Raw genomic sequence first — 26,377 nt, 5'->3', positions numbered from 1 at the left:
CTGTGCTTTTTCCTAGATTAATAAATGTAACATAAAACTTCACCACCAACGTTTTGTACGGCAGCTTCTTTGTCTGACATTACTCCTTTAGAAGTAGACAAAATCGCAATTCCTAAACCGTTTAATACACGAGGTAAGTTGTCAACACTTGCATACTTTCTTAAACCAGGTTTACTCACACGTGTCAAAGTGCGAATAGCCGGTACTTTGCTAATTGGGTGGTATTTCAAGGCGATTTTGATTGAGCCTTGAGGACCTTCTTCGATAAATTTGTAATTAGCAATGTAACCTTTGTCGAAAAGAACTTTTGTGATTTCTTTTTTAAGGTTCGATGCAGGAATTTCAACAACCCTGTGGTTGGCCTTGATGGCATTCCTTACTCGGGTAAGGTAATCCGCTATTGGATCTGTATTCATTATATATAAAAGTTGTGATAATGGTTTCCGTGACTAACCGAAGCCACCGACCTTTTATCGGTTAAAATATTGCAATGCAAAAAAAACCCGATAAACCACTGTTCGTGGTTTATCCGGGCAAAAGTAATTATATTTTTTTGATTACCAAGAAGCTTTTTTCACTCCCGGGATTTTTCCGTCTAATGCCATCTCACGGAAAGTTACACGTGAGATACCGAATTGACGCATATATCCTTTAGGACGACCAGTTAATTTACAACGGTTGTGTAATCTTACTGGTGATGCATTTTTTGGTAATTTATCTAGTGCAGCGTAGTCACCAGCAGCTTTTAATGCTGCGCGTTTCTCCGCGAATTTTGCAACTAATTTTTGACGCTTAACTTCGCGTGCTTTTAATCCTTCTTTAGCCATTGTTATTCGAATTTTGGTTTTTGAATGGTAAACCGAATTGTTTCAATAATTCTAAAGCTTCGATATCATTCTTAGCTGAAGTTACGAAAGTGATATCCATACCTTGGATCTTGTTGATTTTGTCAATGTTGATCTCAGGGAAGATGATTTGCTCGGTAATACCTAAGTTATAGTTACCATGTCCGTCAAATCCTTTGTCGTTGATTCCACGGAAATCACGAATACGTGGTAAAGAAACCGCGATTAAACGATCTAAGAATTCGTACATATTGTTGTCACGTAAAGTTACGCGAGCACCAATAGGCATACCTTTACGCAATTTGAAGTTTGAGATATCTTTTTTAGATTTCGTAGGCACTGCTTGTTGACCAGTAATTGTTGTTAACTCAGTGATAGAGTTATCGATTAATTTTTTGTCAGCAGTTGCTGCTCCGATACCTTGCGATACTACGATTTTCTCCAGTTTAGGAACTTGCATAACGCTTTTATACTGGAATTTTTCTTTAAGCGCTGTACGGATTTCCTCCGCATATTTCGCTTTTAATCTTGGTACGTAAGTCATTATTTAATTTCCTCCCCTGATTTTTTTGCGTAACGAACTATTTTTCCATCTGCATTAACTTTACGTCCCACACGGGTAGGGTTACCTGTCTTAGGATCGATAAGAGCTAAGTTTGAGATGTTGATTGCAGCTTCCTTTTCGATGATTCCACCGTTCGGGTTTGCTGCGCTAGGTTTAGTGTGTTTCTTCACAATGTTAGCGCCTTCAACTACTGCTCTGTTAGTATCAATAATAACTTGTAAAACTTTACCTTGAACACCTTTAGAGTTACCAGCGATAACTTTCACTAAATCTCCTTTTTTGATTTTGATTTTGTGAGTAGTTTTGTTTGTCTTGTATGCCATAATTATAAAACCTCCGGTGCTAGTGATACAATTTTCATGAACTGTTTTTCACGCAACTCTCTAGCTACAGGGCCAAAGATACGTGTTCCACGTGGTTCATCGTTATTATTTAATAATACAGCAGCGTTGTCGTCGAAACGAATGTAAGAACCATCTTTACGACGGATTTCTTTTTTCGTACGTACTACTACTGCTTTAGAAACTGATCCTTTTTTAACGTTTCCTGAAGGAATAGCGCTCTTAACGGTAACAACGATTTTATCACCGATAGATGCATAACGCTTACGCGTTCCGCCCAATACACGGATTACTAAAACTTCTTTAGCACCGCTATTGTCAGCTACATTTAGTCTTGATTCTTGTTGTACCATGTTATTTAGCCCTTTCTAAAATTTCTACTAATCTCCAGTTCTTAGTTTTACTCAGCGGACGCGTTTCCATAATTAATACCGTATCGCCGATACCGCAGGTATTTGTTTCGTCATGAGCTTTAAATTTAGTAGTTTTCTTAACGAATTTACCGTAAATAGGGTGTTTCACTTTACGCTCAACAGCTACTACGATAGATTTGTCCATCTTGTTGCTAACTACTAAGCCGATTCTTGTTTTTCTTAAATTTCTTTCCATTTCGACTTAAATTTTATGCCTCAGCGGCTGTTTCAGATTTTGCTGCATTATTACGCTTAGAGATCTCAGTAGAGATACGAGCGATATTTTTGCGAGCTGCTTTGATCACGTTAGGGTTTTCAATAGCAGAAACAGCATGTGCAAATTTCAATTTGTTCAAGGCAGCTTTCTCTTCAGCGAGACGAGCTGTTAAATCCTCAGTTGATAATTCTACGATTTCTGAATTTTTCATTTTTCAATTTGTTGTGCCGGGTTATCTTGAGTTAAAAACCGCCTTACTGGTAACGGCAGTAAGGCTAAACTCTTGACATTACCGACGATTATTATGCTTCAACGTAGTCTCTACGAATCACAAATTTCGTTTGTACCGGTAATTTTTGAGCAGCTAAGCGCAATGCTTCTTTCGCGATTTCCAAAGGAACTCCTTCTGCTTCAAATAACATACGGCCTGGGCGCACTACAGCTACCCAATATTCTGGCGCACCCTTACCTTTACCCATACGTACCTCTGCAGGTTTTTTGGTAACTGGTTTATCAGGGAAAATGCGGATCCAAACTTGACCTTCACGCTTCATATAACGTGTTACCGCAATACGAGCTGCCTCAATCTGACGGCTTGTGATCCATGCTGGTTCCATTGATTTGATACCGAAAGATCCGAAAGCTAATTCCGCTCCACGAGTGGCATTACCTTTCATGCGGCCTTTCTGCATCTTTCTGAACTTCGTTCTTTTTGGCTGTAACATGTTCGTATTTTTTTAAGTCTGCTTTACAGACAATCTTAATCTTGTTGTTAATTAATCTCTTTTACCACCACGGTTGTTATCACGACGGGTTCCGCCACGGTTTCCACCGCGACCACCACGGTTGTCACGACGGTTGTTGTTGTCACCACCTTCGTTTCCACCACGTGATTTTACTCCTGATGCTTGACCAATGTTTGGAGATAAATCTCTTTTTCCGTAAACTTCACCTTTACAGATCCAAACTTTTACGCCAATTTTACCGTATGTAGTCAATGCTTCTGCTAATGCATAGTCGATATCAGCGCGCAATGTGTGTAGAGGAGTTCTTCCTTCTTTGTACTGTTCAGTACGTGCCATTTCAGCACCACCTAAACGGCCAGAACACATTACTTTGATACCTTCAGCACCCATACGCATTGTAGATGCGATTGCAGTTTTCATTGCACGACGGAATGAAATACGTGCTTCTAGTTGTTTAGCAATACCTTCTGCTACTAGTTTCGCGTCTAATTCAGGGCGTTTGATTTCAAAAATGTTGATTTGTACATCTTTCTTAGTCAATTTCTTTAACTCTTCTTTGATTTTATCAACTTCTTGACCGCCTTTACCAATTACGATACCTGGACGTGCAGTGTGGATTGTAACCGTGATACGTTTAAGAGTTCTCTCAATAACAACTTTAGCTACACCGCCTTTAGCGATACGTACAGAAAGATATTTTCTGATTTTTTCGTCCTCAACTAACTTATCAGAATAGTTGTTGCCTCCGAACCAATTAGAATCCCATCCTTTGATGATTCCTAATCTGCTACCTATTGGATTTGCTTTTTGTCCCATTCTTAATATAATTAGTTGTTTACGTTATTAATGCTATCTACTACCAAAGTTACATGGTTTGAACGCTTACGGATTCTGTAACCACGACCTTGTGGAGCTGGGCGCAATCTTTTCAATTGGCGACCGCCACCTACAGATACTTCTTTCACAAACAGTCCACCGTCTTCTACAGAAGCGCCTTCGTTTTTAGCTTCCCAATTCTTGATTGCTGACAATAACAATTTCTCAACACGAATTGAAGCTTCTTTACCTGAATGTTTAAGGATGTAAAGAGCGTTTTCTACTTTCTGCCCGCGGATAAGATCCACTACTAGACGCATTTTGCGCGGTGAAGTAGGGCAATTCAATAACTTGGCAGTAGAAGCTCCTCCTACTTGAGCTTTTTCCTGCTCTTTGCGCTGTTTAACTAAAACAGACTTTTTGAGTTTTTTTGTTGCTTCCATTACCTATTATTTTTTCTTTTCTGCGTGGCCTCTGAAAGTACGCGTAGGCGCAAATTCACCAAGCTTGTGACCAACCATATTTTCTGTTACATAAACAGGGATAAATTTATTCCCGTTGTGCACTGCGAAGGTATGGCCAACAAAATCAGGTGAGATCATTGATCTACGAGACCAAGTCTTGATTACTGACTTCTTGTTTGTTTCATTCATAGAAAGAACTTTTCTTTCTAAGTTGTGATCGATATAAGGACCTTTTTTAATTGAACGAGCCATTATTTTTTCCTTCTCTCAATGATGTAACGATTCGATGTTTTCTTCTTGTAGCGTGTTTTATAGCCTTTAGCTAATACACCTGTGCGTGAGCGTGGGTGACCTCCTGATGAACGTCCTTCACCACCACCCATAGGGTGATCAACCGGGTTCATTGCAACACCACGTACTCTAGGACGACGACCTAACCAACGTTTACGACCTGCTTTACCTAATACTTGGTTCGCTTTTTCAGCATTTGAAACTGAACCAATTGTAGCCACACAAGTCAATAAGATCATACGAGTCTCGCCTGAAGGCAATTTAATAATAGCATACTTGCCATCACGTGCAGACAATTGTGCATAAGTACCTGCTGAACGTGCGATTGACCCACCTTGACCAGGATTCAATTCAATGTTGTGAATGATTGAACCCAAAGGGATGTTAGCCAATGGCATAGTATTACCTACTTCTGGGGCTACTGATTCGCCTGCGATCACTGTTTGACCTACTGTTAGACCAGCAGGAGCAATGATGTAACGTTTTTCACCATCCGCGTAATGCAATAAAGCAATACGTGCTGTACGATTAGGATCGTACTCGATAGTTGCAACTTTTGCAGGGATATCTTTTTTATCGCGTTTGAAATCTATTAATCGGTATGATTTTTTGTGTCCCCCACCGATGTAACGCATAGTCATTTTACCGGAGTTATTACGACCACCTGACTTCTTGATGCTAACTACTAATGATTTCTCAGGAACGTTAGTTGTAACGTCTGAATAATCAGCACCTACTCTGAAGCGAGTACCAGGGGTAACCGGTTTGAATCTTTTAACTGCCATTTCTTATTATAGTGTACTGTAAAAGTCAATAGTTTCACCATCTTTAACTGTAATGATGGCCTTTTTATATTTAGGGCTTCTTCCTGAAACAAATCCTGCTTTAGTGTAGCGGCTTTTAGCTTTACCTGCAACTACTGCTGTGTTCACAGCTACTACAGTCACACCAAACATTTGCTCTACAGCAGCTTTGATTTGAATCTTGTTTGCTCTATGATCTACTTTGAAAGCATAACGGTTTAATTTCTCCGTTAAAATCGAAGCTTTCTCAGTCAAAATAGGTTTTTTAATAATTTCCATATTATTTAGCGAATGCTTCCTCCAAAGTTTTAACAGAATCTGCAGTTAACAATAATTTAGTAGCGTTCAATACATCATATGTATTTAAATCAGATGCTACGATAACTTTTGCTTTCTTCAAGTTTCTGCTTGATAAATAAACATTGTTATTGTATGCTGGCAATACTAATAAAGTTTTTTCGTCAGCAATGTTCAATGCATTAACTAGAGCTACATAGTTTTTAGTTTTGATTGTATCGAAGTTTACTTCGTCCAATACTAAAACGTTGTTTTCCTGAGCTTTGTAAGATAATGCTGATTTACGTGCTAATTGCTTTAATTTTTTGTTCAATTTGAAGCTATAGTCACGAGGTTGAGGACCGAATACACGACCACCACCATTAAACAATGGAGATTTGATAGAGCCCGCACGAGCACCACCAGTACCTTTTTGTTTGTGTAATTTACGAGTTGAACCCGCGATTTCATTACGTTGTTTTGATTTGTGAGTTCCTTGGCGTTGGTTTGCTAAGTACTGTTTCACATCCAAATAGATCGCGTGGTCGCTTGGTGTAACACCGAATACTGACTCAGGAAGTTGCACCTTGGCACCTGTTTCTTTTCCTGATAAATTTAATACTTTAACTTCCATCTCTACTATTTGTCTACGATTACATATGAACCTTTAGCTCCAGGTACGGAACCACTAACAACGATTAGGTTTTGCTCAGGGTAAACTTTCAATACTTGTAAGTTTTGAACTTTTACTCTTTCACCACCTGTACGACCAGCCATGCGCATTCCTTTGAATACTCTTGACGGCCATGATGAAGCTCCCAATGAACCTGGTGCACGTAGTCTGTTGTGCTGACCGTGAGTCGCACCACCTACACCACCAAATCCGTGACGCTTCATTACACCTTGAAATCCTTTACCTTTAGAAGTACCAACTACATCTACGTACTCACCTTCTTCAAATAAAGTAACATCAACGATGTCTCCTAGTTGTTTCTCATCTGTAAAAGTTTTGAATTCAACTAGTTTACGCTTAGGACTAACCCCTGCCTTTGCAAAGTGTCCTTTCAAAGGATCTGTCGTGTTCTTTTCCTTGGCATCATCGAAACCAAGTTGAACTGCCGAATAACCATCCTTCTCTTCCGTACGTATCTGCGTTACCACGCACGGCCCAGCCTCGATTACTGTACAAGGGATATTCTTCCCTTCAGCATTGAACAGGCTGGTCATTCCTACTTTTTTACCAATAATTCCTGACATGTTATAAATTAATTAATTAAACGTCCATCGAAGCAGTAGGGCTTCGCTCAAGACACAATTCTCCCATTAAGGGATTGCAAAAGTACAAACAATTTTATAACTATCAAATAGTTAGTCAATTATTTTTCAAAAAAACATGCCATGCAAATTTTTGCATGGCATGTAGATTTATTCGAAGGCCAAAATTTATATCTTGATCATCGGCTCACCATCTAATATTCTCTTGTAGCGGATCAAAGCTTCAACATAATAATAATCAGCATACGTCAAAGGCACATCTACCTCAGAATCCAAAGGCAATGCACCAACACTATGCTTTAATAAGTAACCTCCATTCTCACCTACATTAGCAAAATACCCTTTCGATGAAAGTGTTTTAAGAATGCTCTCAGCCTTTGATAAATATAATTCAGCTTTTTTCCCTTTGGTATATTGCGATAATTCCAATAATGCTGAGGCAATAATTGCTGCAGCCGAAGCATCTCTTAGATCCTTTCTAGAATAAGTTTTATTGTCTGAAGGTATTTTATCCTTGTCAAAATCCCAGTATGGAATCAGGTCCGCGGGTAAACTTTTACTGTTAAGAATATAGTTAGCAATATTTTCGGCCTGTTGCAAGTAAGTTTTATCCTTAGTTTCTCTATACATCATGGTATAGCCATATAGCCCCCAAGCCTGTCCCCTAGCCCAAGCAGATTCATCAAATGCACCCTGAGCAGTCTGTTTAGCCAGCACTTCGCCATTTTCTGGATTATAATCAATCACATGGTATGAGCTGTTGTCTTTTCGGAAATGATTTTTCAAAGTTGTATTGGCATGGGTCCTTGCAATCTCTTCATATTTTTTGTTTCCGGTAGTTTTTGCCGCTTGCATTAAAAACTCCAAATTCATCATGTTGTCAATGATAACTGGAAACTTCCAAGTGTTATGGTTCCATGAACGAATAGTTTTTGTGTAAGGATTATATCTGGAAATAAGTGATTCGGCTCCTGTTTCCAGTATAGGTTGATAAGCCGCGCTATCTCCTGTTAATCTCAGAGCATTTCCAAAACTACAGAAAAGCATAAATCCGAGGTCATGGGTTCCTTTATTATATTGTTCTTTTTCGAGATCCTTTAACTTATCCAAAGCTGTTTTCTCAAGTCCTGCATTTCCAGTTCCTTCAGAAAGGTACAATAATGTCCCTGGGTAGAAACCAGAACACCACCATGATGAATTTGAGAATTCTTGTTTCCCGTTATCGAATGTTTTGGGGAACTTACCATTAGGTACTTCTGCTACCAACTTACTGTATTGTTCAGCAGAAGCCATCAATTGTCCATTTATAAATTCAGATGAAAGCTTGAGGTTTTGTTTTTGTGAACTAGCAAATTGCAAAAAGCAAAGACAAAAGGTAAGGGATAAAACAAAGGTCTTCATAGATTATGATTTAAATAAAAATTAGGTTTAATACAAAATAGAAATATATACAGACATTTCTATAAAATATTTACTATAACGTTTTCATAAAAAAAAGGGCAATGTTTCCATCGCCCTTAAAATATTTTCAGTGTTTACTTAAAACTGACCGGTATTCAGCATGACCAAAGTACATGCTTCTACTACTTCTATTCCGTTCTCTCTTGCCTTGTCTGCCAATTCAGCATTTTCGGCTCCTGGGTTAAAGATTATGCGCTTAGGCTTAGTCTTTAAGATATAGTCATAGTATTGAGGTTGATTTTGCGGACCGACATACAGTGTCATGGTATCGATATCGGTATGAATTTCCTCAGCAGGCTCGATTTCAACACCAGCCACTTTTCCAGTCTTGCGTCCAACATTTACGATTGGATGCCCTTTTCTTGCCAGTTTATTGGCTACCAAATACGAATATCTCGCCGGATTAGTACTCGCACCTAAAATCAAGGTCTTTTTCATGTGTTGCTATTAGGTTTATTAATTTACAAATTCTCCATTTGCATTATATGCATTTTGTCTCAAAATAGGTATTTCTAATATTTTATACAAATCATCCAGATGATTCAAGCTCCCATTTGCCATATTTGTTAACAAAACAATCGTAACATCGTTTTTAAGGTCACGTACATATAGGCTTTTAAATCCATGCCACCAACCAGTATGATAAACCATCGGTTCATTAGGCGGGCTGAAAGTTCTCCAACCATACCCATAACTGAACAAGCTTCTCTTAGCATCGCTTCTAGGCATATACATAGAATCTAAAGTTGCTTCGTTCACAATTCTTCCTTCCCGAACAGCTCTATCCAACAGGTACATATCTTGTACAGTACTATATATTCCTTTATCACCTACAGGACCATCCAAGTAATTTCTTACCACCGATCTTCTCCAAACTTTATCATGTCCCATGACATTGGACGGAGTTTTCTCATATACAGCGGTTGAATATACTGCCGTATTCTTCATGCCTGCAGGATCAAAAATATTTTCCTTCATGTAGACTGCGAAATCTTGACCTGTTACCTTTTCAACGATGGCTGCTAGTACCATATAGTTGGAATTATTATAATGAAACCTTCCATCAGGTGCACCATAACGATTAGGATGTTTTTCGATCAACAAATTCATGGCATCCTGATTTGTCATTGGCTTTTTACGATCTGGCCATGCTTCTTCAGCGAAATAGACATAGTTAGGCAAACCAGATCTATGTGACAACAATTGAGCAATGGTAATTCCAGGATATGGAAAATTAGGGTAAAAATCATTTACGGTATTGTCCAACTTTAATTTGCCATTTTGGACAAGTTTCATTACTCCTAAAGCAGTAATGGGTTTTGATGCAGAAGCCAACTCAAATTGGGAGTTAATATTCAAACTGTCCTTTAACAGATAATCTGCCCAACCGAAAGAATTCTGATAAAGGATCTTTCCTTTTTTGGCGACCAAAACATTCCCATTAAATGCTGAATTTTTATGGAGTTTCTGCATAAAAGCATCAATCTGCTGATCTGCTTTCGAGGAATCATATATCAGGGCTATACTGTCTTTTTTCCCTTGATCTACTTTGATTTCTCTTTGTTTTGCTTCTGGCGAAGAACATGAGAACATCGTAAATGTCCCCAACCCCAATACTAATAATAAATTTTTTATAGACACGCTCCTAAACTGAATCATTAATCCTTTTAATCATAATTGACTATGCAGACAAATTACTACATATTGTGACAAATTACAATAAATTTTAGCTTTCTTTTGATAAAAGTGTAGTTACAAATTCCCATATCATCGATACGCTAATTTTTAACATAATCATATTCAAAACGATTGATAATCCAACTTATTGCAATACAATAAATATTTGAGGAATTATTTATTTATTCATTGATTATAATATTTTGTAGAAATAAAAAAGCCGGGTAAATCAAGATTTACCCGGCTTTCAAAATTTTATGTGATTGCTCTTATGCCAATAAACGGATAGGAGCTTCGATCAATCCTTTTAATGTTTGAAGGAATTGTGCACCCGATGCACCATCCACTACACGGTGGTCACATCCTAATGTCAATTTCATCACATTACCTGGGACAACAGCGCCATTTTTAACAACTGGCACTTGTTGGATTGCACCTACAGAAAGGATAGCTCCATCTGGAGAGTTGATAATTGATGTAAATTCATCAATTCCAAACATACCCAAGTTAGATACAGTAAATGTTGAACCTTCCCAATCAGATGGTTGTAGTTTCTTAGACTTAGCTTTTTGCGCAAAGTCTTTTACCTCTGCAGAGATGTGAGATAATGATTTTCCATCAGCAAAACGTACAACAGGAACTAATAATCCATCTTCAACTGCGATTGCAACACCAATGTTTGAATGCTCGTTGTAACGGATCTTATCTCCTTGCCAAGATGAGTTTACGTTAGGATGTTGTTTCAAGGCAACAGCTACTGCTTTGATTACGATATCATTGAATGAAACTTTCACTGGCGCAACCTCATTAATTTGAGCACGAGCTGCCATTGCATTATCCATATCAATGCTGATTGTTAAATAGAAGTGTGGAGCTGTAAATAAAGATTCAGATAATCTGCGTGCAATAGTTTTACGCATTTGATTTACTGGTTTTTCTGTAAAACGCTCTTCACCTACAAACTGAGGTAAGCTGATTGTCTTAGCTTCACCTTCTGCGGCAGGTTTAGCTGCAGCAGCTGCAGCAGGAGCTGCTTCTGGCTTGAAGTTTTCAACATCTTTTCTTACGATACGTCCATTTTCTGCAGATCCTTTCACTTGGGTCAAGTCAATTCCTTTTTCTTTAGCGATTTTCTTTGCCAAAGGAGAAGCTTTTACTCTTGAATCCGAGGAAGTTGATGCTGCAACAGGAGCATCAGATTTGCTTTCTTGAACAACTGGTTTTTCTTCTTCTTTTTTAGTTTCTTTTTTAGAATCTGAAGAAGGTTTTTGATTTAATAATGGAGTAACGTCAGTTCCAGCAGGACCTACTATAGCAATAATATCATTTACTTTAGCAGCTTGTCCAGCCTCTACACCAACATACAACAATGTTCCATCTGCATATGCAGTTACTTCCATAGTTGCTTTATCAGTTTCTACGTCAGCAATTGCATCATCAGATTTGATGGTATCACCTACTTTGAAGTTCCATTGAGCGATTACACCTTCTGTCATCGTATCACTTAACAGAGGCATAGTAATCACAGTAACTCCTAAGTCTTCAGCAGTAACGTTGCTTCCAGCGTCGTCAGAAGATTTTTCTTCAGATTTCTCTTCAGCTTTTTCTTCTTTGTTTTCTGATTTTTGTTCTGCTTTATTATCTTCTTTTTTGTCTGTGCTTGCAGAATCACCTTTTAACAAGGCTTCGTAATCTTCACCTTCTTCACCCAACACCGCGATTACAGCATCAACAGGAACAGCTTCACCCTCTTTGGGGCCAATATATAACAATGTACCATCTTGATAAGATTCAAAGTCCATTGTTGCTTTATCAGTTTCAACCTCTGCAATAAGGTCACCTGAATTAACTTTATCACCAACTTTTTTGTGCCATTTTGCGATTACACCTTCAGTCATGGTGTCGCTCATTTTAGGCATTTTTACTACTTCAGCCATCGTTTAGGAATGTTCTATTTTAGTTAAAGTAATTATCATTAATTAATCCATGACAAAAGGGTAGTCCTCTTGCACATAAATATCTTTGTAGATTTCTGATGCATCTGGGTACGGAGATTCTTCAGCAAATTTCACTGATTCATCAACGATTTTCTTAACCTTAGCTTCTACCTCATCAAACCAAGCTTGATCAGCATATTTATTCTCAACAATAGCATGTTTTACAGCGATAATTGGATCTCTTTCTTTGTATTCTTCCAATTCTTCTTTCGTACGATATTTTGCCGGATCTGACATGGAGTGTCCTTTGTAGCGGTATGTACGGATTTCCAAGAATGTAGGTCCTTCACCAGCACGAGCACGTTGAACGGCTTCATCCATAGCATTGTGAACAGCTACGACATCCATTCCATCTACTGGAGCACTTGGCATATCAAAGCCAAGACCCATTTTGTAGATATCTTGCATGTTAGTAGTACGTTTTACAGAAGTACCCATTGCATAACCATTGTTTTCACAAACAAAGATTACAGGCAATTTCCATAACATCGCCATGTTCAAAGTTTCATTGAAAGCACCTTGACGTACGGCTCCATCACCCATGTAACAGATGTTAACATTGTCAGTACCCAAATATTTCTCAGCAAATGCAATACCTGCACCCAATGGAATTTGACCACCAACAATACCATGTCCTCCCATGAACTTATGTTCCTTAGAGAAAAAGTGCATTGATCCACCTTTACCTTTTGAACATCCTGTAACTTTACCAAACAATTCTGCCATACATGCATCAGCAGACACACCTTTAGCCAAGGCATGTGCGTGGTCACGGTAAGCAGTTATTAATGAATCCTCAGGTTTGATCACAGACATCGTTCCAGCAACTACTGCTTCTTGTCCGATGTACAAGTGACAAAATCCACGGATTTTTTGCTGTCCATAAAGCTGTCCAGATTTCTCTTCAAATTTGCGCATGAGCAGCATGGATTCATACCACTCTAGGTAGGTTTCTTTTGTTATAGGTGTTGAACTCATTTCTAAGTATTGAATTTCTTTACTAAACTGACCACAAATTTAATTAATATTAACGAGATTTTTGATAAATTTTACCTTACATTTCACTGATTTATGCGGATTATGTCAAATTATTACCATAATCTCCGTCAAACATCAGCTTATTACATTAAGACATCTACTTTTGATAACAACTAGAAAACGACCCCAAAGGGCCGTTTATTTTATTTTAGTTTTTCTATTAATTCCTCGATCGAAACTTTTTGCTGTTCTCCAGTCTTCATATCTTTCAACGACAACTGCCCTGATTCAACTTCCTCTTCCCCTACCAATAACACAAATGGTATTCCCTTCGAATCTGCATAACCCATCTGCTTCTTCAACTTAACAGCGCTAGGATACAATTCTACAGCTATGCCTGCCTCTCTGATTTGATATAGCAATGGCAATGTGTATGATTCTAGGTTTGAATCAAAATTTACGATCAACAGTTTAGTTCGCGCTGAACCTTCTGTTGGGAAAAGATTTAATTCCTCCAAAACATCAAAAATACGGTCGGCTCCAAAGGACACCCCTACACCAGTCAAGTCTTTCAAACCAAACATTCCGGTCAAATCATCATAGCGACCACCACCACCTATACTTCCCATCTGTACTTCATTTGTTTTTACTTCAAAAATACATCCGGTATAATAATTCAATCCCCTAGCCAATGTGATATCAACCTCTACGATTTTCTCCAACAAATCTCCTCTGCCAAATTTTCTCACATAGTCGAATACTTCCTCAATTTCAGCAATCCCTTTCATCCCTATTTCAGAATTCGAAAGCACCTCCCGCATAGAACTTAATTTCTCTTCATTTGATCCACTCAATTCAATAATTGGCTTCAAAACTTCTAAATCATCTTGCGTAAATCCTCTTTCGAGCAATTCTTTATTGACGCCTTCAAGTCCGATTTTATCTAGTTTATCGATTGCAACGGTCATATCCACAATCAAGTCCGGTTTTCCTACTACTTCCGCTATTCCTGAAAGTACTTTGCGATTGTTAAGTTTGATGTTGAAATCTTTTAATCCCAATTCGACCAATGCTTCATTGTAGATCAAGATAAACTCAGCTTCATTTAACAAGGAAGCAGAACCGACCACATCTACATCGCATTGATAAAATTCACGGTATCTTCCTCTTTGAGGTCGGTCAGCACGCCATACCGGTTGTATCTGAAATCTTTTGAATGGAAGAGCAATGTCATTTTGATGCATCACCACATAGCGGGCAAAGGGAACAGTTAGATCATACCTCAGAGCTTTCTCGGAAATATGAGAAATCAGTGAAGTTGAATTCTTGCTGCCAAGCAAATCTTCAGGCGCTTTACTCAAGTAATCTCCAGAGTTCAATATTTTAAATATTAACTTATCGCCTTCATCACCATACTTCCCAGTTAAAGTACTCAGGTTTTCGAATGACGGAGTCTGAATCTCAGCATATCCGAATTTTCTGAATATTGTCTTTAATGTATTGTAGATATGGTTACGTTTGTCCATTTCCACAGGAGAAAAATCCCGTGTACCTTTAGCTAATGATGGTTTAATTGATGCCATAGGCGCAAATATAGAAAAGAGATGTGAGATGTGAGATATGAGATGTGAGATAGTGGAAAGGAATTGAAGGGGAAATTGTGATTAGACAATAGACATAAGACAAAAGACATTAGAACTTTTATGTGAGATAGTGGAAAGAAATTGAAGAGGAAAAGAAAAGTTGAAAGAAATTGAAGAATAAACGTAGAAAGGAAAAGTGGAAAGGAATTGAAGGGAAACGTAAAAAGGAAAAGTGGAAATGAATTGAAGAGGAAATTGGAAAGGAAAGGTGGAAAGGAATTGAAGAGGGAGTGGAAGAGGAAAAGTTGAGGGGATAGTTAAGGGTAAATTATTCTTCGAAAATCTTGAGGTATTCGCATGCTCTTTCTGCGGCGATTTTTTCAGCGCTTTTTTTATTGAAGTCGCGGCCAAGTCCGCATTCTTCACCATCAACCACAGCTACTACGGAGAACATTTTATTAGATTCACCTTCTGGGTTTTCCACTTGCACAAAACTAATTTCTTTGTTATTGTGCTGACACCATTCAATCAATCTACTTTTGAAATTAGTTTCAGTTACTTCTAAGGTTTGAATATCAACATGTGGCTTGATGATTCTGGTCAACAAAAACTCCCTAGTGAAAGTATATCCTTTATCTAAATATACTGCACCTACCAACGCTTCGAATGCATCACCAAGAAGAGAGCCCTGTTTGTTAGGATAACTGATCATTCTAGCATCGAACTCGATCATTTCATTGAATCCTAATTTTCGGGAAAGTTGGTTTAGGTTTGCTCGGGAAACGATCTTTGATCGCATTTCTGTCAAGAAGCCTTCATCCTTATATGGATAAAGTTTGAAAAGTAATTCAGCCACTACAGATCCCAAAACCGCATCACCCAGAAATTCGAGTCTTTCGTTACTGTTTTTTACTCCATCTTTGATGAGTACAGCGACCGATTTATGTCTGAAAGCCATTTGATAAAGGCGCACATTACCCGGCACGAAACCAAGTAAGTTCTTTAGTTTTCGAACATAAGTACGATTTGGTGACAGATAAAGATTATAAACCTGTGTGATAGGCATGATTACTCTAAATAACAAATAGGTAGTTGTGATATCCAACTACCTATTCAAAATGTTTAGCATGGAAAAAATGAATTCATCTTAACCATTATACTTTTTCACAATTATTGTTGCATTGTGACCACCAAAACCGAAGGTGTTGCTCAATGCTGCATTAACAACTCTTTTTTGCGCAGTATTGAACGTAAAGTTCAATTTACTGTCAATTTCAGGGTCATCTGTGAAATGATTGATCGTTGGAGGAACAATATCATTTTTAACTGCCAATATGGAGGCAATTGCTTCTACCGCACCAGCAGCACCTAGAAGGTGACCCGTCATGGATTTAGTAGAACTGATATTTAATTTGTATGCATGTTCACCAAAAAGGTCAACGATAGCTTTAGTTTCACTTACATCTCCTACTGGAGTTGATGTTCCATGTACATTGATGTAATCAATGTCTGAGAAATCCATTCCAGCATCTTTAATAGCCATTGTCATGGCCAATTTTGCTCCTAATCCTTCAGGGTGAGAAGCTGTGATATGATATGCATCAGCACTCATACCCCCTCCTACTACCTCAGCATAGATTTTGGCACCACGCGCAAGAGCATGTTCTAGGCTTTCCAAAACAATTGCACCAGATCCTTCACCTGACACGAAGCCGTCACGATCTTTGTCGAAAGGGCGCGATGCAGTTTTAGGGTCATCGTTTCTAGTAGACAGGGCATGCATAGCATTGAATCCTCCGATTCCGGCTTCATTGATAGTAGCTTCGGAACCACCGGTAATGATAACATCTGATCTACCTGAACGAATGTAGGTGAATGCATCTATCATTGCATTTGTTGCAGATGCACAAGCTGATACTGATGAGAAGTTAGGACCTTGTAATCCGTGACGCATTGAAATATGGCCAGGAGCCAAGTCAATAAGCATCTTAGGAATAAAGAACGGATTGAATCGAGGAGTACCATCACCTTTAGAAAATTGCGCAACTTCCTCAGTGAATGTGGTCAAACCACCGATTCCAGAACCCCAAATTACTCCGATTCGAGTTCTGTCTAAATTATCAAAATCTAGTCCTGCGTCTTTAATGGCTTCGTCTGTTGATGCAATGGCATATTGCACAAAGGGGTCCATTTTACGAGCCTCCTTGCGGTCCATATACACGTGTGGATCAAAACCTTTTACCTCGCAGGCAAATTGTGTCTTGAATTTTGACGCATCAAAATGCGTGATAGGAGCGGCTCCACTTACACCGTTGACCAATCCGTCCCAGTATTCTGCAACGGTATTTCCGATCGGTGTAAGTGCGCCTAATCCTGTTACAACTACTCTCTTAAGCTCCATTTATGATGTTTGGCCTAATAAAATTAGTTAGTTAACGTTTTTTTCTAAGTAAGCGATTGCTTGACCTACAGTACTGATGTTTTCAGCTTGGTCATCAGGAATTGCAACGTTGAATTCTTTCTCGAATTCCATGATCAACTCAACTGTATCAAGTGAGTCTGCACCTAAATCATTCGTGAAAGAAGCCTCAGGTGTTACTTCATTTTCGTCCACACCTAACTTTTCTACGATAATTGCTTTTACTCTTGATGCGATATCTGACATGATTTTCTAGTTTAATTGTTTAATAAATCTGTGCAAAGAAAAAATAAATATTCCCAAAAATCAAATCTTTTTGACTTTTGGAATTAAATAAAGAACAAAGTTAGCCTAAATAAAGTTTTCAATACCTTATTAATTAACGTTATTCAATAATACTAAAACAAATAAAGTTTTACAAACTTAATGCATAATTAATGATATTTTTACGTAATCTTCAAACTTAAACAATCAAAAAACGTAATTTTGTATATCATTAAAATAAAATTGGCTTGAGCAAAATCACCTTTAAACTCGAAACTGACTTTGACCTTGAACTGGATTTTATCCTTATTGGGATTAGTTCTGTGCTCAGAGATTACAGACTCTGCCATTTCATCAATAAACATACAGGACTGCAGTTTGTCTATGGAAAGGAAGACTATCTCGACCATAATGGCAATACCAAGGAAAAGCCAAAGGACGAACTCGATTATCATATTATTTACGAATCAAAAAAAAATAAACCCTCCATTCAAAATCATTTTAATATTTTCAGATATCATAACCCAACCTTCGAATTTGAATTCTATTTGCTGAGCAATAGATCCGTCGAAGGGGCCGCTCTGATACCTGAAATAAGCAGTTTTGATTATTTTTTATTGGTTAAACACTATATTGACGACGAAGACTTAGATGCACTTTTGGAAAACATAAAGTCTATTCCAGAAGTATTGTTAGTAAAAGAAATAGATCCAACAATATTGAAATCTAAAGAAAATCTGATATTTTAGCGAATTATTTACATAGTGTATATATTACACATAAACCTAACCTTCGGCTTTAAGGGGAGAATAAAGCTGATAGAAACACGAAAAAGAATATAAATTTAAAATTTAATTTAAATGGATAAACTAAAAAAGCGGACCAAAATCGTAGCCACTCTTGGTCCGGCTTCTTCAAAAAAAGACGTTTTAACCCGTATGATCGCTAAAGGTGTCGATGTATGCCGCCTTAACTTTTCTCACGGATCACAAGATGACCACCTTAAGGTTATCAACACCATCAACGAAATCAACCAAGAACACCCTTTCAGTGTAGGTATTTTAGCGGATTTGCAAGGTCCGAAAATCCGTATTGGTAAAATGAAAGAAGGAGGAGCCATCCTTGTGAATGGCAGCACCGTTGAAATAACTACTCACGAACAAATAGGTGATGAAAACAAGATTTACATCACATATGAAAACTTCCCTAATGATGTAAAAGAAAATGAAATCATTCTTTTGGATGACGGAAAACTTCAATTACGCGTTCTTAAAACAAACCATTTAGACACGGTTACTTGTGAAGTTGTACACGGTGGTATTTTAACTTCTAGAAAAGGAGTTAATCTTCCTAACACAAAAGTTTCTATTCCTTCATTGACAGAAGAAGATTTAGACAATTTGAATTTTGCACTTGATCATGGTGCAGATTGGATTGCTATGTCTTTTGTTCGTTCTGCGGAGGACATCAAACAATGTAAAGAGATTATCAAGCAGAAAGGTTCTCATGCAAAAGTTATTGCAAAAATCGAGAAGCCTGAAGCTATTGACAATATCGACAGTATCATTGAAGCTACTGACGCTGTGATGGTTGCTCGCGGAGACTTAGGTGTTGAATTGCCGATGGAAGAAGTTCCAGGACTTCAAAAAATCATAGCACAAAAATGCCGTAACTTGTCGAAGCCTGTTATTATTGCTACTCAAATGCTTGAGAGCATGATCACTACCCCACGCCCAACACGTGCGGAGGTGAACGACGTAGCTAACTCAGTAATTGATGGTGCAGATGCAGTAATGCTTAGTGGTGAGACCTCAGTTGGTGAATTCCCTGAGATTGTTATTGAAACAATGGCTAAGGTTATCACACATGTTGAAGCAACTTCTTACCCATATTATGCCCAAAAAGAACAATTAGGCACAGTTCCAGTAACACGTATCCCTGATGCAATTTGTAGTTCATCCATCTTCTTGGCTGAAAAAACTCATGCGTCAGCGATTGCTGTAATGACATCTTCTGGATATACAGCAATGGAAATTTCTAGTTACCGTCCGGATGCTGATATTTACGTATTTACAGGTAATAAAACATTATTGCGCACACTTAGCTTATGCTGGGGTGTAAAAGCATTTATCTACGAAAAGTACGAGTCAACAGACGGTACTATCCAAGATGTAAACGGATTATTGAAAGAGCGTCATTTGGTTGAACCAGGACAAATTGTAATCAATACTTCTTCAACTCCATTACATGAAAAAGGTAGAACAAATACCATTCGTGTTTCGGAAGTAAAATAATACTCCATTAAAAAAGCCTCAATCACATGAGGCTTTTTTAATTTATTTATTTTTGGATTGATTTGACTTCTTAGGTTGAATCAACTTTATATTTTTTACTGTATCTACCTGCAGATTGAGATTATTTGAGTCCAATTTTTCCGTTCCTGGCATAATTACACTTTCCTTACCACTCAAATACTTTTCTCTAATCACGGTATCATCTTTCTGTTCCAATCCTTTTATCAAGTTATCTCCTTTTCCTTTATAGGCATTTGGAATTTCAACATTTATATTAGATGATTTATTTAAGGAATCCATTTTTGATTGAAACTTAGCAGCATTGTCCATTTTGTCAATTGGCTGAATTGGCGCTTGGAACAAGCTTTCCTTTTTCGGAATTTTTTCTGTAATTTGAGAAAAAGAAGGTATGCACCAACCCAACAGCAAAATAGCGATCGTTAATATGTGTTTCATAATTAGTTTATTTAGAGTATTTAATTTACCAAAACAAAGTCTATTTTGCTAAAAAAGCTAAAAAAGCGCTGTTAAATAGTGTTAAATGAGAAAATTAGCTGTTTTCCCTTATTATTTTTGTAACAAATGAAGAAAAGAAGTATTGCATTGATTATATGGCTGATGTCTATTGCTCTGATTGGAGTGATGGCTATGCAATATTACTTTGTGAGGGAATCCTTTATAAAAGAATCAAAGTTATTTGATGAGGAAGTCAAGGCTTCCTTATCTGCTGTAGCCAATAAGATCGAGCGCCAGGAAATCTATGATTTTGCTAGAGAGCAAGAGCGTCAGAATCAGGAGAAATTTAGAATTGATCAGGAACGCATACAAAAGAACGAAAAGATCCTTGCCCTTCAGGTTCAGTATCAGGACAGTATAAAAACCCTGCAAAGGATAGCCTTTCAGCATACCACTAATTTCAACAAACTTGAAACTAATCTAAACCAGCAATTCCCGGCGGTTTTTATCAACAACGAATTTTTTGAAACTTATCTTAGGAGGAAAGAATATAAGCACCTGGTCAGAATTACATTAGAACAAGGTCTTACAGCTGACAATACCATTGGTGAATTTACCAGAATAGATGCTATTAAGGTTATACCTCCGGTCAAGCCAAAGGACGACAGCACAAGATATATTATTCCTGTGTTTGCTCCACCTGCGACCAATGCTATTGCATATCAAATAAGGACATTACCGCCCAAGATTGATTACAGAACACTTGCCAAAATCGAAGCATTGGAGATTAAGCTTCACAACCTGAGGAACCAAAAACTAACGGATGCTGCAACATTGTTTGATACTATTGCGATTCTTGGGGGAAAGAAAAGTTCAGTGATTGCGGATGTAGCCATGGGCATGGAATTATCGAAAAGACCTTTGGCAGAGCGTATAAATGGAAAAAGAACGGTTGACCTTTTAATTCATGAACTGCATGAACGCGGCATTAAGTCGTCATTTGTCATGGAGATAAAAGATTTCAATAAAATACCCGTTTTTCAAGGTTTTTACCAATTTAACAATGAGCAATTAGAAGAGGTTAAAAATCCGCTGATCTATACTGCTAGGTTATTTCAAGGTGACCGCGGTAATGCACCAGGCGAATTAAGCATCCACTTTCCTAACAAGGGTGGTATTATTGCCGAAACGATGGGCTATTGGTTATTCCCTACTATCTTGGCTTTATTGGCACTCTTAATTGGCTGTTTCGCATACACCCTGAGTATCATATTTAAACAGAAAAAGATGTCTGAGATGAAGACAGACTTTATCAATAATATGACGCATGAATTCAAGACACCGGTTGCCACAATTATGATTGCCAGCGAATCACTTCGTGATCCTGAAATATCCTCTGATGGCAAAAGAGTCAATAAGCTTGCGAACATAATTTATGATGAAAATGTTCGATTGGGCTCTCATATTGAAAGGGTTTTGAACATAGCTAGGTTAGAGAAAGAAAACTTAAAGATCGAGCGCGTCAATGTTCATATCAATTCACTAGCAAATGCTGTTTTGGAAAGCATGCGGCTACAAATGGATAAGGCTGAAGGAACCTTAAACATTGATATTGCTGCTGATAATGATTTGGTTGTTGGAGATGAATTGCACTTGTCCAATGTGATGTTTAATTTGGTTGATAATGCGATTAAGTATTCCAAAGGAAAACCAGAAATCACTTTTAGGACTTTTAATAGAGGAAACAACATTGTAATCTCTGTTGCTGACAAAGGAATGGGGATGACCAAGGACCAACAAGAAAAGATCTTCGACCAATTCTACCGTATCCCAACAGGGAACATTCATAACGTGAAAGGATTTGGTTTAGGACTTAGTTATGTAAACGATATTGTCAAACGCTTGAACGGTAAAATCACCGTTAAGAGTGAAAAAGATAAAGGCACACAATTTGAAGTAACTCTTCCTTTGAAGAATGCATCCAAGGAAGTTGCATAATCATTAGATAAAGAAAAGTATGAATCAAAAGATATTATTAGCAGAAGATGATCCTAATTTGGGTGAATTACTAAAGGATTATCTAGAATTAAAAGGAAAATTTGACGTGGTACTTTGTACCGATGGTCAGGAAGGCATGGATGCTTTTCGCAAAGAGGAGTTTGATCTATGCATCTTGGATGTCATGATGCCCAAGAAAGATGGTTTTTCATTGGGGAAAGATATCCGCAAGATCAATCAAACGGTTCCAATTATCTATGCGACTGCCAAGGGAATGATGGAAGATAAAACTCAGGCCTTTGAATTGGGCGGAGATGATTATATCACAAAACCATTCCGTGTTGAGGAGTTATTGCTTCGCATCAATGCGCTTCTTAAAAGAGCTTCAAAAGATAAGGAGGAAGAAGTTTCTGATAAATTTGAAATCGGAGATTATTTCTTTGATTACACCAGTCAAATTATTTCATACAAGGGTCAGCAACAGAAGCTTTCCACGAAGGAAGCCGAATTATTGCGCTTACTTTGTTTAAAGAAAAATGATGTCTTGACTCGTGAGGAAGCCTTAATCAAGATTTGGCATGACGACAATTATTTTACCGGCCGTAGTATGGATGTTTTCTTGAGCAAGCTTAGAAAATACCTTAAGGAGGACCCTAATGTTGAAATAGTTAATGTCCACGGTAAAGGATATAAGTTGTTGGTGAGCTAATATTAGATATGGGATGTGAGATGTGAGACGTGAGATAGAAAGGCGGATATTGGGATTTAGATATGGGATGTGAGATATGAGATATGGGATATGGGAAATGAGATATTAAGGCGCATATTGGATGAAAGATGTGCTCGTATTAAATGGGTAACAAATGTTTTTGTGACCCATTTATTATTTGAATTCGGTTTTGCACAAATTTTATTTAAACCAATAACTAAATATTACGGTTAATATCTCAATACTCATATCTCACATCTCATATCTGATTCACTTTTTTTTTGCACGGTTAATATCTCAATACTCATATCTCACATCTCAAATCTGATTAACATCTTTTTTTTGCATATTAAAAATCTAATTCCTAACTTAGCCCCCGCTTATAGAGAAAGGCAGAGGGACTAGACCCGATGAAGCCTTAGCAACCTGTCCCTTGACAAGGTGCTACATTCTACCCCTGATTGGGAAAGATAAGCTGGTTACAGACATCCTTGGTAGCCTTCTCTTAGCAAAAAGATTTATTGAAATATATTTAATTTAGTAGAGAAAATATGCTATTAACAAACAATTTAGGTTACCCACGTGTGGGCGCATTCCGCGAGTTGAAGAAAGCTAATGAAGCTTACTGGGCGAAGAAGATTAGCGCGGAAGAATTATTGCAGGCTGGACTGAAAATCCGTGAAAGCAATTGGAAGACTCAAAAGGATGCTGGAATCGAGTTGATCCCATCTAATGACTTCGCATTCTATGATCAAGTTTTAGACTTGTCATTAACTGTAGGAGCTATCCCTGCTCGTTACAATTCCTTATTAAACAAAATCGATCGCCAATATAATCTTGATTTATATTTCGCGATGGCACGTGGTTTCCAAGAAGGTGGCGTAGATGTTACTGCTATGGAAATGACTAAGTGGTTTGATACTAACTATCACTATATCGTTCCTGAATTCGTAAAAAACCAAGAATTCAAACTTACTTCAGAGAAATTCTTAAGTGAATACAATGAAGCAAAACAATTGGGTATTGAAACAAAGCCTGTTTTAATTGGTCCAATTACTTACCTATTATTGGGTAAAGAAAAAGAAGCAGATTTCAACCGCATCGATCTTATCGACAAATTACTTCCTGTTTATGAAGAGATTTTAGGCAAGCTTGCTGATGCTGGGGCGAAATATGTTCAGATTGACGAGCCTTTCTTGGCTTTAGACATTGATGATGCTACCAAAGCTCTGTATGGCAAAGTATTTGAAAAATTAGCTGCTGCAGCCAAAGGCATCAAATTAATCGTTGCTACTTATTTCGAGGCATTAGGAAATAACGAGGATATCGCTGTTAATCTTCCTGTGCATGCTTTACACCTTGACTTAGTTCGTGGTGAAAACCAACTTGACACTATATTATCAAAAGTTCCTGCAAACTTAACTCTTTCATTAGGGGTTGTTGAAGGCCGTAATATTTGGAAAAATGATTACGAAAATTCATTGAAAAAAATCAAACAAGCAGTTGATGCGTTAGGAAAAGACCGTGTTTGGGTTGCTCCTTCTTCATCTTTATTGCATGTTCCTTTTGATTTGGACAATGAAAACAATGAAGAATCATTACCTGCAGAAGTTAAAAACTGGTTAGCATTTGCAAAACAAAAACTTTCTGAGGTTAAAGACCTTGCTGTATTGGCTGAAGGTGAAGTTGATGCTGAGACTCAGAAACGCTTTGAAGCAAACAAAGAAGCTGCTGAGAGCCGCCGTACTTCTCCATTGATTCACAAACCAGAAGTTAAAAACCGTGTAAGCAACATCACTGATGAAGATGCAAAACGTACTTCACCATTTGATGCTCGTAAAGCTGCACAACAAGCTAAATTCAATCTTCCTGGCTTTGCTACTACAACAATCGGTTCATTCCCACAAACAAAAGATGTACGTAAGTGGAGAGCTGACTTGAAAAAAGGAGCTATTTCTCAAGAGGAATACGACAAAGAAATTGCTGCTGAAACTGAAAGAACAATCAGATTACAAGAAGATTTGGACATCGATGTATTAGTTCACGGTGAATTCGAACGTAATGACATGGTTGAGTACTTCGGTGAGCAATTAGCAGGATATGCATTCACACAAAACGGTTGGGTTCAATCATACGGTTCTCGTTGTGTTAAACCTCCGATTATTTTTGGTGATGTGTACCGTCCAGAAGACATGACAGTACGTTGGTCAGCATATGCTCAGTCATTGACTAACCGTCCTGTAAAAGGAATGTTGACAGGTCCTGTAACGATTTTACAATGGTCATTTGTACGTAACGACCAACCACGTTCAACCACAACATACCAAATCGCTTTGGCTATTTTAGATGAGGTTCAAGCTTTAGAAAAAGCAGGAATCAAGATCATCCAAATCGATGAGCCAGCTATCCGTGAGGGTCTTCCATTACGTAAAGCAGATCAACAAGAATACTTGGATTGGGCTGTTCGTGCATTCCGTGTTTCTTCATCAAATGTTGATGATGATACGCAGATCCACACACACATGTGTTACTCGGAATTCAATGATATTATCCAGGACATCGCTGCAATGGATGCTGACGTAATTACTATTGAAACTTCACGTTCACAAATGGAATTATTAGATGCATTTGCTGACTTCAAATATCCTAATGATATTGGTCCAGGTGTATACGACATTCACTCACCACGTGTTCCTAGCACTGAGGAAATGGTAAACCTACTTCGCAAAGCAAAAGCTGTAGTTCCTTCAGAGCAATTATGGGTTAACCCTGACTGTGGATTGAAAACTCGTGCTTGGCCAGAGACTAAGGCTGCCTTAGAATCAATGGTTGAAGCTGCAAAAATCCTTAGAGCAGAATAATCAAAAATTAGTATTATAAAATATATTAGTTCAAGAAGGTGTCTAAAAAGGCACCTTCTTCTGCTTTATAGCTTTCTGGAGCTCCCTTATAATTTCATGAGCAATATTAGGCTGCAAGTCGATGTTTTGTGCTTTTCAGCATGTTGATGGCTTGATTTATCGCAAATAGGGAGTTTTTGCCAACTGGTTTACCGATAAAAGCTTTGTCTTTCCACTTTTTTGCCCATTTTCTGAGGTTATGGGCAATGGCCATCAAACCGAATTCCACAGCGACCTTCTCCAGWCCTTTCATTGTGAACCGGGTAAACCTGTTGTTGCTTTTCATCTGRCCGAAAACGGCTTCCACTTCTATGGGTCGCTTGCTCCGATGGTACATTCCCTCTTCCGACAGCAGTCTTTCCCGGGCTTTAGCCTTGAGCTTATTGAGCCTGTGGTTCACTTCAATGAGCCGATCGCCTGTAGCTTTATGGCACCCACTCCGCATCGGGCAGCCTTCGCATCGCCGAGCCTGGTAACAGCTGACCCGGGCAGTGTATCCGTTGGCACTGACTCTGGTTGCATGACCGATAAAGCTGAGCTTCTGTCCGGCCGGACATACATAATAGTCATCCTGCTGGTTGTAATATAG

31 protein-coding genes and 1 riboswitch are annotated in these 26,377 nt (G+C 38.1%); of the genes, 5 read left to right on the top strand and 26 right to left on the bottom strand.

Features of this window, described 5'->3' with window-relative positions; genetic code table 11:
• Positions 1-17: 17 nt before the first annotated feature.
• The 24 genes from rpsH to CRT24_RS05875 form a co-directional block, all read right to left on the bottom strand.
• On the bottom strand, positions 18-419 hold the full coding sequence (rpsH, locus tag CRT24_RS05990) for a 30S ribosomal protein S8 (RefSeq protein WP_231596050.1): 402 nt from the start codon (positions 417-419) through the stop codon (positions 18-20).
• 138 nt (positions 420-557) lie between these two features.
• Entirely contained in the window at positions 558-827 is a 270-nt protein-coding gene (gene rpsN, locus CRT24_RS05985) for a 30S ribosomal protein S14 (protein ID WP_093100399.1), read from the bottom strand.
• On the bottom strand, positions 820-1,389 hold the full coding sequence (rplE, locus tag CRT24_RS05980; protein ID WP_099370338.1) for a 50S ribosomal protein L5: 570 nt from the start codon (positions 1,387-1,389) through the stop codon (positions 820-822). Before rplE ends, rpsN begins: the two co-directional genes overlap by 8 nt.
• Entirely contained in the window at positions 1,389-1,733 is a 345-nt protein-coding gene (rplX, locus tag CRT24_RS05975; RefSeq protein WP_099370337.1) for a 50S ribosomal protein L24, read from the bottom strand. Before rplX ends, rplE begins: the two co-directional genes overlap by 1 nt.
• A 2-nt stretch (positions 1,734-1,735) precedes the next feature.
• Positions 1,736-2,104: a 50S ribosomal protein L14 gene (gene rplN, locus CRT24_RS05970; protein WP_037498951.1), complete on the bottom strand. Its 369-nt coding sequence runs from the start codon at positions 2,102-2,104 to the stop codon at positions 1,736-1,738.
• 1 nt (position 2,105) lies between these two features.
• Positions 2,106-2,360, bottom strand: coding sequence for a 30S ribosomal protein S17 (gene rpsQ / locus CRT24_RS05965; RefSeq protein ID WP_099370336.1), 255 nt, complete (start codon positions 2,358-2,360; stop codon positions 2,106-2,108).
• 13 nt (positions 2,361-2,373) lie between these two features.
• Positions 2,374-2,592, bottom strand: a complete 219-nt coding sequence (rpmC, locus tag CRT24_RS05960) for a 50S ribosomal protein L29 (RefSeq protein WP_099370335.1) — start codon at positions 2,590-2,592, stop codon at positions 2,374-2,376.
• Between the two features lie 91 nt (positions 2,593-2,683).
• On the bottom strand, positions 2,684-3,106 hold the full coding sequence (gene rplP, locus CRT24_RS05955) for a 50S ribosomal protein L16 (protein WP_094257903.1): 423 nt from the start codon (positions 3,104-3,106) through the stop codon (positions 2,684-2,686).
• A 51-nt stretch (positions 3,107-3,157) separates the two neighbouring features.
• Positions 3,158-3,943 (bottom strand): 30S ribosomal protein S3, encoded by a 786-nt coding sequence (rpsC, locus tag CRT24_RS05950; RefSeq protein WP_099370334.1) that lies wholly within the window; start codon positions 3,941-3,943, stop codon positions 3,158-3,160.
• Between the two features lie 11 nt (positions 3,944-3,954).
• Entirely contained in the window at positions 3,955-4,386 is a 432-nt protein-coding gene (gene rplV, locus CRT24_RS05945; protein ID WP_099370333.1) for a 50S ribosomal protein L22, read from the bottom strand.
• A gap of 6 nt (positions 4,387-4,392) precedes the next feature.
• Positions 4,393-4,659 (bottom strand): 30S ribosomal protein S19, encoded by a 267-nt coding sequence (rpsS, locus tag CRT24_RS05940; RefSeq protein ID WP_002997495.1) that lies wholly within the window; start codon positions 4,657-4,659, stop codon positions 4,393-4,395.
• The gene (gene rplB / locus CRT24_RS05935) at positions 4,659-5,483 is read right to left on the bottom strand and encodes a 50S ribosomal protein L2 (protein WP_093100410.1); all 825 of its coding nucleotides are present in this window, start codon (positions 5,481-5,483) and stop codon (positions 4,659-4,661) included. The genes rpsS and rplB overlap by 1 nt, the downstream gene beginning before the upstream one ends.
• A gap of 6 nt (positions 5,484-5,489) precedes the next feature.
• Positions 5,490-5,780: a 50S ribosomal protein L23 gene (gene rplW / locus CRT24_RS05930; RefSeq protein ID WP_099370332.1), complete on the bottom strand. Its 291-nt coding sequence runs from the start codon at positions 5,778-5,780 to the stop codon at positions 5,490-5,492.
• A 1-nt stretch (position 5,781) separates the two neighbouring features.
• Positions 5,782-6,411 (bottom strand): 50S ribosomal protein L4, encoded by a 630-nt coding sequence (gene rplD / locus CRT24_RS05925; RefSeq protein WP_099370331.1) that lies wholly within the window; start codon positions 6,409-6,411, stop codon positions 5,782-5,784.
• Positions 6,412-6,416: 5 nt separating this feature from the next.
• On the bottom strand, positions 6,417-7,034 hold the full coding sequence (rplC, locus tag CRT24_RS05920; protein WP_099370330.1) for a 50S ribosomal protein L3: 618 nt from the start codon (positions 7,032-7,034) through the stop codon (positions 6,417-6,419).
• Positions 7,035-7,220: 186 nt separating this feature from the next.
• Positions 7,221-8,453: a glycoside hydrolase family 88 protein gene (locus CRT24_RS05915; RefSeq protein ID WP_099370329.1), complete on the bottom strand. Its 1,233-nt coding sequence runs from the start codon at positions 8,451-8,453 to the stop codon at positions 7,221-7,223.
• Positions 8,454-8,591: 138 nt separating this feature from the next.
• Positions 8,592-8,951 (bottom strand): CoA-binding protein, encoded by a 360-nt coding sequence (locus CRT24_RS05910; RefSeq protein WP_099370328.1) that lies wholly within the window; start codon positions 8,949-8,951, stop codon positions 8,592-8,594.
• Between the two features lie 18 nt (positions 8,952-8,969).
• The gene (locus CRT24_RS05905) at positions 8,970-10,172 is read right to left on the bottom strand and encodes a serine hydrolase (protein WP_099370327.1); all 1,203 of its coding nucleotides are present in this window, start codon (positions 10,170-10,172) and stop codon (positions 8,970-8,972) included.
• A 287-nt stretch (positions 10,173-10,459) separates the two neighbouring features.
• Positions 10,460-12,127 (bottom strand): 2-oxo acid dehydrogenase subunit E2, encoded by a 1,668-nt coding sequence (locus tag CRT24_RS05900; RefSeq protein WP_099370326.1) that lies wholly within the window; start codon positions 12,125-12,127, stop codon positions 10,460-10,462.
• Positions 12,128-12,169: 42 nt separating this feature from the next.
• Positions 12,170-13,165 carry a pyruvate dehydrogenase (acetyl-transferring) E1 component subunit alpha gene (pdhA, locus tag CRT24_RS05895; protein WP_099370325.1) on the bottom strand — a complete coding sequence of 332 codons (996 nt, stop codon included), beginning with the start codon at positions 13,163-13,165 and terminating at the stop codon, positions 12,170-12,172.
• A 203-nt stretch (positions 13,166-13,368) separates the two neighbouring features.
• A complete protein-coding gene (hisS, locus tag CRT24_RS05890; protein WP_099370324.1) occupies positions 13,369-14,748 on the bottom strand; it encodes a histidine--tRNA ligase in 1,380 nt (459 codons plus the stop codon).
• 328 nt (positions 14,749-15,076) lie between these two features.
• Complete coding sequence (gene rnc / locus CRT24_RS05885) at positions 15,077-15,814, bottom strand: ribonuclease III (RefSeq protein WP_099370323.1); 738 nt, start codon at positions 15,812-15,814, stop codon at positions 15,077-15,079.
• A gap of 81 nt (positions 15,815-15,895) precedes the next feature.
• The gene (gene fabF / locus CRT24_RS05880) at positions 15,896-17,149 is read right to left on the bottom strand and encodes a beta-ketoacyl-ACP synthase II (RefSeq protein ID WP_099370322.1); all 1,254 of its coding nucleotides are present in this window, start codon (positions 17,147-17,149) and stop codon (positions 15,896-15,898) included.
• Between the two features lie 27 nt (positions 17,150-17,176).
• On the bottom strand, positions 17,177-17,413 hold the full coding sequence (locus tag CRT24_RS05875) for an acyl carrier protein (RefSeq protein WP_079643602.1): 237 nt from the start codon (positions 17,411-17,413) through the stop codon (positions 17,177-17,179).
• 266 nt (positions 17,414-17,679) lie between these two features.
• On the opposite strand from CRT24_RS05875, the gene CRT24_RS05870 reads away from it, so the two are divergent.
• Positions 17,680-18,180: an IPExxxVDY family protein gene (locus CRT24_RS05870; protein WP_099370321.1), complete on the top strand. Its 501-nt coding sequence runs from the start codon at positions 17,680-17,682 to the stop codon at positions 18,178-18,180.
• 111 nt (positions 18,181-18,291) lie between these two features.
• Positions 18,292-19,725: a pyruvate kinase gene (gene pyk, locus CRT24_RS05865; RefSeq protein WP_099370320.1), complete on the top strand. Its 1,434-nt coding sequence runs from the start codon at positions 18,292-18,294 to the stop codon at positions 19,723-19,725.
• Between the two features lie 42 nt (positions 19,726-19,767).
• On the opposite strand, the gene CRT24_RS05860 is transcribed toward pyk, so the two are convergent.
• Positions 19,768-20,181, bottom strand: coding sequence for a hypothetical protein (locus CRT24_RS05860; protein WP_099370319.1), 414 nt, complete (start codon positions 20,179-20,181; stop codon positions 19,768-19,770).
• Positions 20,182-20,307: 126 nt separating this feature from the next.
• Between CRT24_RS05860 and CRT24_RS05855 the strand changes: the two genes are divergently transcribed.
• The 3 genes from CRT24_RS05855 to metE all read left to right on the top strand — a co-directional run bounded on the left by CRT24_RS05855 (position 20,308) and on the right by metE (position 25,749).
• Positions 20,308-22,179 carry a sensor histidine kinase KdpD gene (locus CRT24_RS05855; RefSeq protein WP_099370318.1) on the top strand — a complete coding sequence of 624 codons (1,872 nt, stop codon included), beginning with the start codon at positions 20,308-20,310 and terminating at the stop codon, positions 22,177-22,179.
• 19 nt (positions 22,180-22,198) lie between these two features.
• Positions 22,199-22,888: a response regulator transcription factor gene (locus tag CRT24_RS05850; RefSeq protein ID WP_093100433.1), complete on the top strand. Its 690-nt coding sequence runs from the start codon at positions 22,199-22,201 to the stop codon at positions 22,886-22,888.
• A gap of 377 nt (positions 22,889-23,265) precedes the next feature.
• Positions 23,266-23,365, top strand: a riboswitch (SAM riboswitch).
• Positions 23,366-23,439: 74 nt separating this feature from the next.
• Entirely contained in the window at positions 23,440-25,749 is a 2,310-nt protein-coding gene (gene metE / locus CRT24_RS05845; RefSeq protein ID WP_099370317.1) for a 5-methyltetrahydropteroyltriglutamate--homocysteine S-methyltransferase, read from the top strand.
• Between the two features lie 106 nt (positions 25,750-25,855).
• Here metE and CRT24_RS05840 read toward each other — a convergent pair.
• On the bottom strand, positions 25,856-26,377 hold a 522-nt coding region (locus CRT24_RS05840), incomplete at its 5' end, for a transposase (RefSeq protein WP_180269073.1).

The organism is Sphingobacterium sp. 1.A.5, assembly GCF_002734235.1.
In the GTDB taxonomy this organism is placed as follows: domain Bacteria; phylum Bacteroidota; class Bacteroidia; order Sphingobacteriales; family Sphingobacteriaceae; genus Sphingobacterium; species Sphingobacterium daejeonense.
This window is presented reverse-complemented; position numbering and strand designations above follow the sequence as displayed.

Coding starts and splice junctions, on each gene's coding strand:
- rpsN (WP_093100399.1), bottom strand. CDS start 827: ATGGCTAAAGAAGGATTAAAAGCACGCGAAGTTAAGCGTCAAAAATTA.
- rplE (WP_099370338.1), bottom strand. CDS start 1,389: ATGACTTACGTACCAAGATTAAAAGCGAAATATGCGGAGGAAATCCGT.
- rplX (WP_099370337.1), bottom strand. CDS start 1,733: ATGGCATACAAGACAAACAAAACTACTCACAAAATCAAAATCAAAAAA.
- rplN (WP_037498951.1), bottom strand. CDS start 2,104: ATGGTACAACAAGAATCAAGACTAAATGTAGCTGACAATAGCGGTGCT.
- rpsQ (WP_099370336.1), bottom strand. CDS start 2,360: ATGGAAAGAAATTTAAGAAAAACAAGAATCGGCTTAGTAGTTAGCAAC.
- rpmC (WP_099370335.1), bottom strand. CDS start 2,592: ATGAAAAATTCAGAAATCGTAGAATTATCAACTGAGGATTTAACAGCT.
- rplP (WP_094257903.1), bottom strand. CDS start 3,106: ATGTTACAGCCAAAAAGAACGAAGTTCAGAAAGATGCAGAAAGGCCGC.
- rpsC (WP_099370334.1), bottom strand. CDS start 3,943: ATGGGACAAAAAGCAAATCCAATAGGTAGCAGATTAGGAATCATCAAA.
- rplV (WP_099370333.1), bottom strand. CDS start 4,386: ATGGAAGCAACAAAAAAACTCAAAAAGTCTGTTTTAGTTAAACAGCGC.
- rpsS (WP_002997495.1), bottom strand. CDS start 4,659: ATGGCTCGTTCAATTAAAAAAGGTCCTTATATCGATCACAACTTAGAA.
- rplB (WP_093100410.1), bottom strand. CDS start 5,483: ATGGCAGTTAAAAGATTCAAACCGGTTACCCCTGGTACTCGCTTCAGA.
- rplW (WP_099370332.1), bottom strand. CDS start 5,780: ATGGAAATTATTAAAAAACCTATTTTGACTGAGAAAGCTTCGATTTTA.
- rplD (WP_099370331.1), bottom strand. CDS start 6,411: ATGGAAGTTAAAGTATTAAATTTATCAGGAAAAGAAACAGGTGCCAAG.
- rplC (WP_099370330.1), bottom strand. CDS start 7,034: ATGTCAGGAATTATTGGTAAAAAAGTAGGAATGACCAGCCTGTTCAAT.
- CRT24_RS05915 (WP_099370329.1), bottom strand. CDS start 8,453: ATGAAGACCTTTGTTTTATCCCTTACCTTTTGTCTTTGCTTTTTGCAA.
- CRT24_RS05910 (WP_099370328.1), bottom strand. CDS start 8,951: ATGAAAAAGACCTTGATTTTAGGTGCGAGTACTAATCCGGCGAGATAT.
- CRT24_RS05905 (WP_099370327.1), bottom strand. CDS start 10,172: ATGATTCAGTTTAGGAGCGTGTCTATAAAAAATTTATTATTAGTATTG.
- CRT24_RS05900 (WP_099370326.1), bottom strand. CDS start 12,127: ATGGCTGAAGTAGTAAAAATGCCTAAAATGAGCGACACCATGACTGAA.
- pdhA (WP_099370325.1), bottom strand. CDS start 13,165: ATGAGTTCAACACCTATAACAAAAGAAACCTACCTAGAGTGGTATGAA.
- hisS (WP_099370324.1), bottom strand. CDS start 14,748: ATGGCATCAATTAAACCATCATTAGCTAAAGGTACACGGGATTTTTCT.
- rnc (WP_099370323.1), bottom strand. CDS start 15,814: ATGCCTATCACACAGGTTTATAATCTTTATCTGTCACCAAATCGTACT.
- fabF (WP_099370322.1), bottom strand. CDS start 17,149: ATGGAGCTTAAGAGAGTAGTTGTAACAGGATTAGGCGCACTTACACCG.
- CRT24_RS05875 (WP_079643602.1), bottom strand. CDS start 17,413: ATGTCAGATATCGCATCAAGAGTAAAAGCAATTATCGTAGAAAAGTTA.
- pyk (WP_099370320.1), top strand. CDS start 18,292: ATGGATAAACTAAAAAAGCGGACCAAAATCGTAGCCACTCTTGGTCCG.
- CRT24_RS05860 (WP_099370319.1), bottom strand. CDS start 20,181: ATGAAACACATATTAACGATCGCTATTTTGCTGTTGGGTTGGTGCATA.
- CRT24_RS05855 (WP_099370318.1), top strand. CDS start 20,308: ATGAAGAAAAGAAGTATTGCATTGATTATATGGCTGATGTCTATTGCT.
- CRT24_RS05850 (WP_093100433.1), top strand. CDS start 22,199: ATGAATCAAAAGATATTATTAGCAGAAGATGATCCTAATTTGGGTGAA.
- metE (WP_099370317.1), top strand. CDS start 23,440: ATGCTATTAACAAACAATTTAGGTTACCCACGTGTGGGCGCATTCCGC.